Here is a 12,838-nt window from a genome sequence, read left to right on the forward strand (position 1 = left end):
AGAGATGAACCGTATTTCAGGCAAAGTGGTGGTGATTACCGGCGCCAGCAGCGGGCTGGGCGAGGCGACCGCATTACATCTGGCCGCGCAAGGGGCGACGGTGGTGGTGGCGGCGCGCAGGAAAGATCGTCTTGATGCGCTGGTTCGGCAAATCGTTGGCGACGGCGGCACCGCGTTGGCGCTGCAGGTGGATGTGACGAAGCGTCAGGAGGTCGAAGCGATGATCGCCCAGACCGTCAGGCAGTTTGGCAAGATTGATGTCCTGGTCAACAACGCGGGGCTGATGGCGATCGCACCGCTGAGTGCCGTGAAGGTCGATGAATGGGAACGGATGATCGATATCAATGTGAAAGGCGTGCTGTACGGCATCGCGGCAACCTTGCCGCTGTTCGAAAAGCAGCAATTCGGTCATTACATCACCATTTCCTCCATTGCCGGCAAGAAGGTGTTCAGCCCCGGCGGCACGGTCTATAGCGGCACGAAATTCGCGGTCAGCGCGATCGCCGAAGGTTTGCGTCACGAAGTTGGCGGAAAGATCAGAACCACGACGATCGCCCCCGGCCTGATCGACACCGAACTGAAACAGGGCAGTTCGCACGCGGAAAGTTTGCAGGCCGTCGGCGAACTCTACCAGAGCCAGGCAATTTCCGCTGATGCCATCGCGCGCGCCATCGCCTATGCGATCGAGCAGCCTTCGGACGTGGATGTGAGTGAGATTGTCATCAGGCCGACCGTGCAGGAGTTTTAAATCGCCAGGGGGCATTCCCAGGGTTTTTAGCCGTATCTTCTTATCGTTATGAGGTTTTCTATGCGTCGCAATCTGCTTATTGGCGCCTTTTTCGCCGCTTTTTCTGCCGCTGCAATGGCCGCGGCGCCTTTTTCTACAATAGACAATCCCGGGTTCTACCGGATCATGCTGGGCAATGTGGAAGTGACGGCCCTGTCTGATGGCATCAGCCCGATGCCCGCCGATAAAATCTTGATCAACACCCGGCCGCAGCAGCTTGAAAAGGCGATGGCGGCCAACAACCTGTCGCTGCCGTTGCCGACCTCGGTGAACGCCTACCTGATCAATACCGGAAGCAAGCTGGTTCTGGTCGATGCAGGCACCGGCGCGCTGCATGGCAAAGCGCTGGGCAAAATGATGAAAAACCTGAACGCTTCCGGCTATCAGGCGGAGCAGGTGGATGAGATTTATTTAACGCACCTGCATCCCGACCATGTGGGCGGGTTGATGGCGGACAAGCGTCTCGCCTTCCCGAACGCCACCGTCTGGGTGGAAAAAGACGAAGTCGCTTTTTGGCTGAGCGAAGAGAAAAAACGGCAGGCGGAAGAGAAAGATAAACGTTTCTTCGATGCCGCCATCGCCTCATTGCAGCCTTACGTCACGGCGGGGAAGCTGAAAACGTTTGAAGGCAATCAGGTGCTCACCCCGGGCATTTCGGCTATCGATACGCGTGGGCATACGCCAGGACACAGCGTGTTCGCCGTCGAAAGCAAAGGGCAAAAGATGGTGATTCTGGGGGATATGATCCACGTCGCCTCGGTGCAGTTTTCCGATCCGAATGTCGCCATCGCCTATGACATCGACGTCCCCGCCGCCGTTGCGCAGCGCAAGCGGCTGTTCGATGACCTCGCGCAGCAAAGGGCGCTGGTCGCGGGGGCGCATTTGTCCTTCCCGGGCCTTGGCTACATCAATAAACAGGGGAAAGGTTACGACTGGCAGCCGTTGAACTATGGCGCGATGAATCCACATTAATCGGCATGAGAGCAAGGCAAGAAGGCAGACGAACAATGTGAAGGGGCCAGGCGGCCCCTTTTTGCCGACGTTCAGAAAGCCGCTTCCGTGCAGAGCGCAGGGCTTTCACACCGTACGTTGTGTGTTATTTTGGCCGCTGTGGATAACCGGCAATCGGGTAAAAGAGGATGGGCAATTCGGCATTTATGCATCGTTTTGACGCATTGGGCGGGCTTGAACTGCTCGTCGCGGACTTTTCAGACCATCGGTTTGACGTGCATTGGCATGATACCTGGTCGATTGGCGTGGTCCTGCGCGGCGCCAATAACAACAGCGCCAAAGGCGATGCCGACGGTATCGTCAGCCGCGGGCAAGTCAGCCTCATCGCGCCGGGGCAGATGCATGCCGGGACGGTGCTGGGAGAAGAGGGATGCCATTATTTCATGTTTTACCCCAGCCACGAGATGCTGCTGGACGTGGCGGAAAACATGGAGATGCCACTGCCGTCGGCAGTGAAGGGGAAGCATATCGACCATGCGCCTTTCGCCAACCGGCTGTGTGAGGCCGCGACGGTATTGACCGCGGCGCAATCCAGCCGTTTCGACCGGGAGGTGGCCTGGAGCCACTGTGTGGCGGATCTGCTGGCGGTGTGTTCCCCGCGGCGCGCGCCATTGGCAGATGCCGGCATCGCACCGGGCTTGCGCAGGGCGAAAGAGTATCTGCACGATAACCCGGCGCGGGAAGTGCGTCTGGAGAGGCTGGCGCAGGCTGCCGGTCTGTCCAGGTTTCACCTTTGCCGCCAGTTCTCGGCAACATTCGGCTTGTCGCCGAGCCGCTATCAGCGGCAGCTTAGGCTGCAGCAGGCGAAGGTTTTGCTATCCCGGGGCGGCGACATTGCGGAAATCGCCGTCGCCTGCGGGTTCGCCGATCAGTCGCACCTGGGCAGGGCGTTCAAGTCGAGTTACGGCGTGACGCCGCGCGGCTATCGCGATCGCTGCCTGTGAGCAATATCGTTCTATCTCGCCGACTTGCGGGGGCCGACAATGCGCCTATTTACGACGCGAGAAAATCATGGTCATCGAATTATCCACGCTGGGTTTATTTGCCCTTTCGGCCGCCGTCTTAACGCTTATTCCCGGCGCTGATATGCTTTGCGCACTGTCCAATGCCGTCAGCCAGGGAACGAAAGCGGGGCTGATTACCGTATTGGGGGCGGTCACCGGGGTGATATGCCACGTCTGTTTTGCGATTGCCGGCGTCACGGCGCTGATCGCCTCTTCGCCGCTGCTGTATCAGCTTTTCGTCATCGGCGGCGCGCTGTACATCATGTGGGTCGGGTTGGGTATTTTTACCCAGGCAAATGCGATTGGCCTGGAAAGCCACGGCGAGCGCAAAAGCCGCAAAAGGCTCTATTCGCAAGGATTGCTGACCAACCTGCTTAACCCCAAGGCCATTATTTTCATGCTGGCGTTTATTCCGCAGTTTATTCGGGTAGAGGCGGGCAGGCCGGGAATGCAGATGCTGATATTAGGCATTGAGCTCATCATCATCATGTTTCTGATCGAAGTTCCCCTGGTATTTCTGGCGGGAAAGATCGCGCTGAGTATAAAGCGGCGTCCGGTCATCGGGATTTATATCAATAAATGCTTCGGTGGCGTCATTCTGTTATTAGCCTGCGCCATTTTGGCCGCGCGTTTACTCTAAAAATGCCACTTCTCTTTTGGGCAAAGTTGTTCGTTCGATAAGGTTTTATGTTCGCCCCGTTATGCTGCACAGCGAGCATTTACCGTAATCTTCTCCCGAGTTTCACAGACACTGAGGAGAATGACGAATGAAACGCTTTGAAAATAAAGTTGCCCTGGTGACGGGCAGTTCAAAGGGCATTGGCGCCGCCATTGCTAAACGCCTGGCGGCGGAAGGCGCCGTGGTTTTCATTAACTATTCCCGCGGGCGTGAAGATGCCAACCGGTTGGTTAAAGAGATCAATGAGCAGGGCGGCGTCGCTTTTCCGCTGCAGGCCAATGTCGGCATTGAGGCCGAAGTCAACGGCCTGATGCAAAACATTGTCGAGCAGTATGGTCGCCTGGACGTGCTGGTCAATAACGCCGGGGTTTATGCCACCAATAGCCTGGAAGCCTTCAGCGACGCGGAATATGAAAGGCACTTCAATTTAAATGTCAAAGGGCTGATTTATTGCTGCAAGGCGGCGGTCGCCGCCATGCCTGAATCGGGCGGCAGCATCGTCAATATCAGCTCCAGCGTGACCTCGTTTACGCCGGCCAATTCGCTGGTGTATACCGCTTCCAAAGCCGCGGTGGACTCGATCACCAAGACGCTGGCCAATGAGCTTGGCGGGCGCAAGATCCGGGTCAATGCGGTCAATCCTGGCTTGGTCATCACGGAAGGCGTGCATGACAGCGGCTTTTTCGATACCGATTTTAAAACGCACATTGAATCCATCACCCCGCTGGGGCGCATCGGCACACCGGAGGATATCGCCCCGGCCGTGGCCTATCTCGCCTCGGACGAGGCGGGTTGGGTGACCGGCGAGAGCCTGATCGTCGGCGGCGGTTTGCATTAATTTAGCGAAGAATGGAACAGAAATGACATTAGATAAAGCCTACGGGCCACTGATTAACGGCGTATTCGAGCTGGATGGCACGGACATTCATCCCGTGATTTCCCCCTCGACCGGGGAGCGTCTGGCGGATTTGCACTACTGCAACGAACGGGACGTCGAGCGCGCCGTGTTGGCGGCGGAAGCGGCTTTCCCCGCCTGGAAGGCATTAGGGCAGCAGGCCCGCGCTCGCCTGATGGCGCAGCTGGCGGATGTGCTGGAAAGCGATCTGGAAAGAATGGCGCAAATCGACGCGCGGGATGTGGGCCGCTGTATCAGCGAAGTGCGCCGCGATTATCAAACGGCGGTCAGACATTATCGCTATTTCGCCGCAGTTGTCATGGGGCACGAAGACAGCGGCAGAAGCATCGCGGACGGCTACAGCCTGGCGAAACGCGAGCCGCTCGGCGTCTGCGGGCAGATTATCCCCTGGAATGCGCCGGCGATCATGGCGGCGTTCAAGCTGGCGCCGGCGCTGGTGACCGGCAACACGGTGGTACTGAAGGCCGATGAAAACGCCTCGCTCTCCACGCTGGAGCTGGGCAAGATGATCGCCAACATTTTCCCTGCCGGCGTCGTCAACATCATTACCGGGCTCGGGAGCGTGGCGGGGGCGGCGCTGACCGGCAACCGCAAGGTGCGCAAGCTTTCGTTCACCGGCAGCACGGAGGTGGGCAAGCGGGTGGCCAAGGCCGCCGCGGAGCGGCTGGTGCCCGTCACGCTGGAGCTGGGCGGGAAGAGCCCCAATATTGTGTTCCCGGACATCGAAGACCTGGACGCGGTGGTGGACAACGTGACCTTTGCCGCCATCCACAATAACGGTCAGTCCTGCCTGGCGGGCACCCGGCTGTTCGTTCACGCGGACATTTACGACCGTTTCAGCGCCAAACTGGTGACGGCTTTCGAACGGGTGCGCGTCGGTTCACCGCTGGCCGAGCAATCCCGGGTCAGCTGCCTGGTTTCTGAGAAGCAGGGCGAGCGGGTGCTGGCTTATATTCGGACCGGCCTCGAGGAGGGCGCCACCCTGCTGACCGGCGGCAAACGCCGCGCCGTCGCCGGCTGCGAGCATGGCTACTTCATTGAGCCGACGATCTTTGCTGCGGAAAATGGCATGCGCATTTGCCAGGAAGAAATTTTCGGGCCGGTGCTGACGCTGATCAAATGGTCAGACTACGACGAGATGATCGCCCAGGCTAACGACAGCGAATATGGGCTGGCGTCGGGGATCTACACCCGCAGCCTGAAAAACGCCCTGGCGACCGCAGACCGGCTGGAAGCCGGGTCCGTATGGATCAACCGCTACTCGAACATTACCGATGGCACCGCGTTCGGCGGTTACAAGAACAGCGGGATCGGCCGCGAGTTCTGCAAAGAAACGCTCAATGCCTACACGCAAATAAAAACCATCACGCTGCAGACGGATCTGCCCGCGGCCTGGTTTGCAGAATAAGGATAAGACCGGCACAGGGACGTGCCGCCGTTGGCTGCTTCAGGAAATATGGCTGCCGATATAACTCCTTGGCGACGCGCCCATGCTTTTCTTGAACGCGGTGCTGAAGGCGCTTTCCGATTCATATCCCAGGTCAAAGGCGATCTGGGATATTTTTTCTTTATTGGCGACCATTCGCTCGATGGCCAGGCTAAAACGCCAGATGCGAATGTATTCGTTGACGCTGTAGCCGGCCAGCTTTCTGAAGCGGGTGGTGAAGGCGGTGCGCGACATGCCGGCCACGCCGGCGAGCTCGTCCAGGCGCCATTTTCTGCCCGGCTGGTCGTGTATGCGGGTCAGCGCGAGGCCAATATGTTTGTCCGCCATCGCGTAAAACCAGCCCTCGCCGCGGCCGAGCGCGCCGGAAGAGAGCAGCATGCGCAGCGCCTGCGTCAAAATGATCTGCAGCAGATGCTCGGTGATGAGTTCACTGCCCGGGCCGGGATTCTCTATCTCCGACGAGAGGCGGCTCAGGAAATCCTTGATGCCGGCGTTCTCCTCCCGCTGCGTTTTGATCACGATGGGTTCGGGCAGGCTGGTGATAAAGCGGAAGGTATCGTTGATCTGAAATACGAAGCGGCAACCCACAAAGGAGAAATCGCACCCGCCGTTGCTGAAGCATGATGAGCGGTCTTTCATCACGTGAATTTTTGTTATATCGATGGCCGGCGCGTTAGGGTGATCAAAAATGCTGAATTCGCGCCCGCTGGATAAGATCAGCACATCGCCTTGTTCAATCGGGTAACTGTTGGCGTCGCCCGCCAGTTTAATGAAAAAGGATCCGCGCTTGGCGATATAAATTTTCATCCCGGAATAGTCGGGAAACAGCGCTTTGGTATTAGCGCTCATGTCAAACGTCACAATTTTCTGGCTGCTGATTTTTAGCCTGGAAACAATATCGGATAGCGGATCCATTATTACCTGCTTGTCTGATGCGTTTACTGTTGAGCATAGTCGCTATTGCGCCAGGGTTATGCATGATCCCGGCAGTGCGGCGAGGTGAACGCATTATGGGTGAGGCGCCAGCCGGTGTACAGGCTATCCCGCCGTCCTGTCCGAACGATAAGAAAAAAAGTGCGAACGCGAAAGTTCGCGATCCGGTCGGGTGCTACGATCGGTATTTTCCATGATGGTGGCATAATGACTTCTGACCAGACAAACCGCAGCCAGGTGAGCCTATTGGCGGCGTTGACGATCGCTTTATTTTTTATCTTGTTGAACAGCGGCTCTCCTACGCCGTTATATCCCCTCTATCAAGAAACCCTTGGCCTGAGTAATATCGACCTGACCTTCATTTTCTCTTCCTATGGGTTTGGCGTATTGCTGGCCTTGTTTTTATCACGCAGGCTCACCATCACCGATAAAAATGCCCGGCTGCTGGTGGTGGTGTCGCTGATGGTGGTGGTGGTGCCAACGCTGTGCTTTTCCTTTGCTCGTTCTTTGCAGGCGCTGTGCCTGTTCAGGTTTATCTCCGGTTTAGGGGCCGGTACGGCCACGGCCATCATCAACATCTTGTTGATTAACGTCAGCCGCGGCGACAGCGCCAAACGCGCCGCGCTGTTGGGTAGCCTGGCTTTGGTGACCGGCCTGGCGCTGGGCCCGGTGATCAGCAGCGTTTACGCCCAGCTGGCGTTTTACCCGCTCACTTCGCCGGCGGTGACCATCGCCGCATTGGTTTTCCTCTCTGCGATCGCCATCGTCCTGCTTTGGCCGAAGAAAGGATTGCCTACCCTCGGCGTTGCGGACACGAAAACGGCAGAAAAGGGCGCCGGTTTTAGCCAACCGCTGTTCTATCTGCTTGCGCTGTGCGTGTTTATCTCCTGGTCATACGCCGCGCTGATCCTGTCGTTGGGGCCGACGGCCGCGATCCAGGTCTTCGGGCTCCAGTCACCCGCGGGCTTTGGCTATATCGCCACCGGTTATTTACTGGTGGCCGGCGTGGTGCAGTTCACGATCCCGCGTTTTCTGAAGCCTGAGTTTTCTTTGGTGCTAGGGCTGATTGCGCAGGTTTTCTCTATGGTGATGATGACCATGGCGCTCGAAAGCGGTTCTGTGGCCAGCGCGGCGGTGAGTCTGGCGCTGTCCGGCTTCTCATACGGCGCGGTTTTTGTGGGCGGTGCCATCCTGGTCAATAAGCTCTCGCTAGCGGCGCCAGGGTGGAACGCGGTGTCGAAGTTTTACTTTATCGTCTATTTGTTCAATATCATGCCGCCGGCCGCAGGTTGGCTGGCGGATAAAATAGGGGTAGTGGGCGCCTTGTTCGCCGCCATTGTCCTTTTTATGGCGATATACATCGCCTTTGCCGTGCTGGCGCTGTGGGCGCTGTTGCTGAGAAAGGCCTGACGTTTCCGGCGTTGGGGAAGGGCTTTACAAGACCCCCTGGCTTTCATAAGCTTGGCGGCGTGTTTTGGCGCTGATGGTTGGCGATGGTCGCGCATAACAGCGGCTGCCGGCGAACACTCTGCTTTAACACGCCATGTTTTACATAGGTTCAGGTAAGAGAACGGCCCCATCGATGATTGCCGGCGCCCATAGAAGTCGGGCGTTGCAGTGAGGATGGGGTGATGCCGTGCCGGCTTCGGTGATGAGAGGTGTCACCGGTTGCCGCACGCATAGGTTACTGACCTGTTGATGAATTTTTGGATGGCCTGCCATCTAACTCATTACAGGATTAACAGATTGCGATGCTTACCCTAGATCATTCCTCGTTTCACCGCGTTTTTTACCGCATTCACTCCCCCTTCAGCGAGGCCTTCGCACCCATGCCGTCACTCACGGTGCGCGAAAAGGTGCTCGTTGGCCTGCATAAGTAACCCTTGGGAGCCATTTTATGGAATGGAATGTAAACCAAACCACGCTCTCTCGAGCGCAGATGGTTTCCCTGCCGAAGGCGGAAGTGCATGTGCATCTGGAGGGCTGCTTTGAGCCGGAACAGCTCTCGGCCTGGGCGTTATCCTCGGGGATACCGATGCCCAGAAAGCAGGCCGAGCTGCTGAATTTTAACGGGCTTGCCGACTTTCTCGATTTCCTCGATTGGTCCTGCAGCCTGGTGAGCAGCCGCGAACGCCTGGCGCAGTTAAGCTACTCCTATGCACAACGGCTGTCGCGGGATGGCGGGCTGTACGCCGATCTGATTTTCAACCCGACCCATTGGAAAGCGTGGCGCGGCAGGCTCGGTGACATGATCGACGCGATTGACGCCGGTTTGCGCGCGGCCGAAGAAGATGGATTGGCGTCCGTTGGGCTGTGCGTCAGTTTGCTCCGCCGGCAAACCGCCGCCGAGGCGAGTGAGCTGGTGGATTTTTTAACCGCGCTGCGGCACCCCAGAGTGGTCGCGTTGTCCGTCGATGGCAATGAGGCCGTCACCAAAGGCAGCGGTGCGCGTTTCGCGCAGGCTTTCGCCCAGGCGGGCAGGGCCGGGTTGAAGCGAACCGTGCATGCCGGGGAGTCTAGCGGCGCAGAGGGCGTGCGCGACGCCATCTTGCTGCTGGGGGCCGACCGCATCGATCACGGCGTTCGGGCGATAGACGACCCGGCCGTCGTGGCGCTGTTGGCCGAACGGCGTATCCCCATCGGCGTATGCCTGACCTCGAACATCAAACTGGGCGTCTATCCCGGCTACGCGGAACATCCGCTGCGCCGGCTGCGGGATGCCGGGGTCATCGCGACCATCAATACCGACGACCCGGTCTTATTGCACACCACGTTGGTGGATGAATATCTGATCTGTCAGAGCGAATTTGCATTTTCCACCCAGGATATCGTCGATGTGGCCCTGAATGCTTTTGCCGCCAGTTTCGCCGGCGACGAGGCAAAAACGGAGTATCGGAAGAAAATGGATCTTTGGGTTGCCTCTCTTAATACAGAAAATGGAGACAAGCGGTGAGCGAGAAGAAAATAAAATTATATTTTGACTGCGATACCGGCATCGATGATGCGATGGCGCTGGGCTATTTGCTCGCAGAAAGCGACAAGGTGGATATTCTGGCGATCGGCACGGTTTGCGGCAACGTCGCCGCCGATGCCGGAGCCAGAAATACGCTGGAGCTTGCCCGCCTGGCCGGTTTTCCCGCGATCCCCGTCGCCGTGGGGGAACGGGACTACCTGCGCCAGGCGTATCTTTGCGATGTGCAGCATATACACGGTGACAACGGCATCGGCGACATCGCGCTGGAAGCCTCACACGCCAAGCTGGCGCCGCTGCCGGCCCCCGACCTGTTGGTTGAGCTGGCCAGAGCGCACCCGGGGGAGCTGGACATCTTGGCGACCGGCCCGCTGACCAACATCGCCAAAGCCTTGCAGCTTGAGCCCGCGCTAGGAGAGCTTATCGGCACGCTGACGATCATGGGCGGTGCGGCTCTGGCGCCCGGCAACCGAACGCCCGTTGCGGAGGCGAATATTGCCTGCGATCCGGAGGCGGCGGCCATGGTGTTTAAGGCGATGAAGAATATCGTGATGGTGCCGCTTGATGTCACCATGTCGCATACCTTTGAAGAGGCGGATCGGCTCACACTGCTGTCGGCCGAGAGCCGGTTTGCGCAGGCGATAGGGCAAATGCTGGAGCGGTATATCCAGTTTTATATCAATACCTACGGCCGCAAAGCCTGCGCGCTGCACGATCCGGTGGCTGCGGTGTTGGCGGTGCAGGGCATCGGCGCCTGCCTTGCGCCTAACGTGAAGGTGACGATCGATGATTCCGACGGGCCAGGCCGCGGGCAAACCCTGTGTGATATGCGGGGACGATATATGAACTATCCGCCGCAGCCCGATGCCAACTGCCATGTGGTATTAAGCACCGAGCTTAATATGTCGGAGTTGCTGCTCGCGAAGCTGTTGTCGTTGGCGTAATTCGTCTCTATCGACAACGTCTGAGTGTATAAGAGGCCTTTCCGGAGGCCTCTGAATGAGCACTGAATAAGGGGGAAAGAGATCGGGCTGGATTTATCGATCCGCAGAAGTGCGAATCCAAATCGATGGATGCGTTTGGTATTTGTTTAGCGCATGTTGAGTACAGTGTTTCCCCTGTGCAGTCTGATTATTGATGCGTTTTGCCGAATTAATCCGGGCCATAAAGTATTAACCAATCTTCCTTTTTTATTTTATATATGCGGAACATGTTGTGGGAAATGAAAATTTAACGTTGCATCATGACAATGATGCACGCTCCTTTCTGGAGGGGCAGCTCGATAGATTTAATTCAAAGTTCATGGGGTTAAATGCTCACGAGTATGGTGTTTATTATAAAGACGGCGATGAGAAAATAATCGCGGGACTTTATGCAGAGTCTTACGGGGCCGTTTTTTACATCCATTATCTTTGGATTGATGAAGCGCAGCGCGGCCGGCGTTTAGGCCACCGTCTGCTGGAAGCTGCAGAGGCTCATGCCAGACAGTTGGGATGCGCCAGCGTCTCCGTGGACACGTTTAGCTTTCAGGCGCCCAATTTCTACCTGAAACAGGGTTTTCAAATGATTGGCGAGTTGGATTGCGGCAATGAAATAACACGCTCCTATCTGAACAAACAACTGTAATATCTGTTTTTTATAAAAGGAATTCGGTTAACTCACTGAGAGCAAGGTGTTGTTCTTAATATGAAATATGACGCTTTGGCCGATGTGACGGAGGGCGAGGGAGTTTCTCCCTCGCCGTGGCGTCAGCGGCTGCGCCGTGACATGACCCGTTTGTCTTTCGGCCGATCCTGCCAGTCCTCAGCCTGGTTGTTGAAGTTATCCGCCAGCAGGTAGGCCGGGGTTTTCGCCAGCCAGTCGGACAACGAAATATCCTGATAAATGCCATTGTCCATCACGATCAGCACCTTCAAATCCTCATCGCCGATGTTCTCGATGTAATGGCCGAAGCCCTGCGGCACGTAACCGACGTCTGAAGGGGCGTACTCTTCCGTCTGTGCGTGGCCGTGCGAGCTGAACACCGTCATGCGGCCTTTGCCGGCAATATAGTATTGCCATTCGTTGGCATTGGGGTGCCAGTGCAATTCCCGGATCGCGCCGGGTTTCACGATCTCGATGATGCCGGTCATGGTGGTGGAAATGGGAAATTCTTTCGATGACACCAAATGCACGCTGCCGGCGTCATTTTCAAAGAACGGCTTTTGCTTCATTAATTCATAGCGGTGGGTCAGCGGGGCGTTATTTAATCCGCCGTCGTTTTTCGGCAATGGCAGGGCGGGCGGAACGGCGCCGCCAACAATATAGGCCTCACCCTGTTTGGCCTTGGAAAATACCGCCGCCGGCATGTCGACGCTTTTTTCCAATACCTCTTTCGGCATATGCGCCACCCAGTCGGTGATGCTGAAGGTGCCGAATTCGGAGAAATGGCCGTTATCGAACGCCAGAATAAAATGCGCGCCGTCCGCCAGCGCCTGAATGGAATGGCCGTAGCCTTTCGGGAAATACCACACGTCGCCGGGCCCGAAATCCGCCACTTCGCATTTGCCCTCGGGATCGAGGATGGTGATGCGCGCATGGCCTTCCAGCATAAACGCCCATTCGGCGGCGATGGCGTGCCAGTGCAGCTCGCGCACGCCGCCCGGCTCCAGCGTCATGTCGACGCCAGCCACGCCTTCGGAGATTGGAAACTGCTCGACGGTGGCCTCGCGCGCCCAGCCGCTGGGCAGGCTGCGTTTCTTGCTGTCGGTGAATTTGTACTTATAGAGATGCTGCGCATTAGCAGGCGGCTGGTAGCTGCTGGGGGGCACGATATTGCGGTGGTCGTCGGCAGCGGCATTTTTAGCGATGCCGCCGATCATGCCGGCGGCGGCCGCGCTGACGGCGGACACTTTCAATATATCACGACGCGATAGCATAGCATTTTCTCCAATATAAAACCGTGCGCCCGCAGAGGCAGGCGACAGGGAAGGCGCGAGCGCCATTGAAATGATTTTTTGTCATCGGCGGGAACAGGCTGTGACCCTTAAATCCTAGTGGCTGGAATTTATTGGGTAGGCGCTTATTTGTTTGCGTTTGTTACTAAGTGAG

The 12,838-nt window shown here is 57.3% G+C and carries 12 protein-coding genes; 10 read left to right on the forward strand and 2 right to left on the reverse strand.

Annotated elements, in window-relative coordinates; genetic code table 11:
• The first annotated feature begins 4 nt into the window (after positions 1-4).
• The 6 genes from V8N38_RS11845 (at position 5) to V8N38_RS11870 (ending at position 5,805) form a co-directional block, all read left to right on the forward strand.
• Positions 5-748, forward strand: a complete 744-nt coding sequence (locus V8N38_RS11845) for an SDR family oxidoreductase (RefSeq protein ID WP_060419041.1) — start codon at positions 5-7, stop codon at positions 746-748.
• 60 nt (positions 749-808) lie between these two features.
• On the forward strand, positions 809-1,759 hold the full coding sequence (locus V8N38_RS11850; protein WP_244951316.1) for an MBL fold metallo-hydrolase: 951 nt from the start codon (positions 809-811) through the stop codon (positions 1,757-1,759).
• A 167-nt stretch (positions 1,760-1,926) separates the two neighbouring features.
• A complete protein-coding gene (locus V8N38_RS11855) occupies positions 1,927-2,742 on the forward strand; it encodes an AraC family transcriptional regulator (RefSeq protein ID WP_244951315.1) in 816 nt (271 codons plus the stop codon).
• Between the two features lie 67 nt (positions 2,743-2,809).
• Entirely contained in the window at positions 2,810-3,442 is a 633-nt protein-coding gene (locus V8N38_RS11860; protein WP_147839995.1) for a LysE family translocator, read from the forward strand.
• Positions 3,443-3,569: 127 nt separating this feature from the next.
• Positions 3,570-4,319: an SDR family NAD(P)-dependent oxidoreductase gene (locus tag V8N38_RS11865; RefSeq protein WP_033634470.1), complete on the forward strand. Its 750-nt coding sequence runs from the start codon at positions 3,570-3,572 to the stop codon at positions 4,317-4,319.
• 22 nt (positions 4,320-4,341) lie between these two features.
• Positions 4,342-5,805: an aldehyde dehydrogenase family protein gene (locus V8N38_RS11870; RefSeq protein ID WP_060419034.1), complete on the forward strand. Its 1,464-nt coding sequence runs from the start codon at positions 4,342-4,344 to the stop codon at positions 5,803-5,805.
• Between the two features lie 39 nt (positions 5,806-5,844).
• Here the strand turns inward: V8N38_RS11870 and V8N38_RS11875 are convergent, their stop codons facing one another.
• Positions 5,845-6,759 carry an AraC family transcriptional regulator gene (locus tag V8N38_RS11875; RefSeq protein ID WP_060439999.1) on the reverse strand — a complete coding sequence of 305 codons (915 nt, stop codon included), beginning with the start codon at positions 6,757-6,759 and terminating at the stop codon, positions 5,845-5,847.
• Between the two features lie 114 nt (positions 6,760-6,873).
• Between V8N38_RS11875 and V8N38_RS11880 the strand changes: the two genes are divergently transcribed.
• The 4 genes from V8N38_RS11880 to V8N38_RS11895 all read left to right on the forward strand — a co-directional run bounded on the left by V8N38_RS11880 (position 6,874) and on the right by V8N38_RS11895 (position 11,374).
• Positions 6,874-8,187, forward strand: coding sequence for an MFS transporter (locus V8N38_RS11880; protein ID WP_339103078.1), 1,314 nt, complete (start codon positions 6,874-6,876; stop codon positions 8,185-8,187).
• A 487-nt stretch (positions 8,188-8,674) separates the two neighbouring features.
• A complete protein-coding gene (gene add, locus V8N38_RS11885) occupies positions 8,675-9,730 on the forward strand; it encodes an adenosine deaminase (protein WP_060419028.1) in 1,056 nt (351 codons plus the stop codon).
• Complete coding sequence (locus V8N38_RS11890) at positions 9,727-10,692, forward strand: nucleoside hydrolase (RefSeq protein WP_147839993.1); 966 nt, start codon at positions 9,727-9,729, stop codon at positions 10,690-10,692. Before add ends, V8N38_RS11890 begins: the two co-directional genes overlap by 4 nt.
• A gap of 271 nt (positions 10,693-10,963) precedes the next feature.
• Positions 10,964-11,374 (forward strand): GNAT family N-acetyltransferase, encoded by a 411-nt coding sequence (locus V8N38_RS11895; RefSeq protein ID WP_141959145.1) that lies wholly within the window; start codon positions 10,964-10,966, stop codon positions 11,372-11,374.
• A 122-nt stretch (positions 11,375-11,496) separates the two neighbouring features.
• Here the strand turns inward: V8N38_RS11895 and V8N38_RS11900 are convergent, their stop codons facing one another.
• Positions 11,497-12,666, reverse strand: a complete 1,170-nt coding sequence (locus tag V8N38_RS11900; RefSeq protein WP_060419024.1) for a cupin domain-containing protein — start codon at positions 12,664-12,666, stop codon at positions 11,497-11,499.
• Positions 12,667-12,838 lie beyond the last annotated feature (172 nt).

Origin of the sequence: Serratia nevei, assembly GCF_037948395.1 — a bacterium.
GTDB lineage: Bacteria > Pseudomonadota > Gammaproteobacteria > Enterobacterales > Enterobacteriaceae > Serratia > Serratia nevei.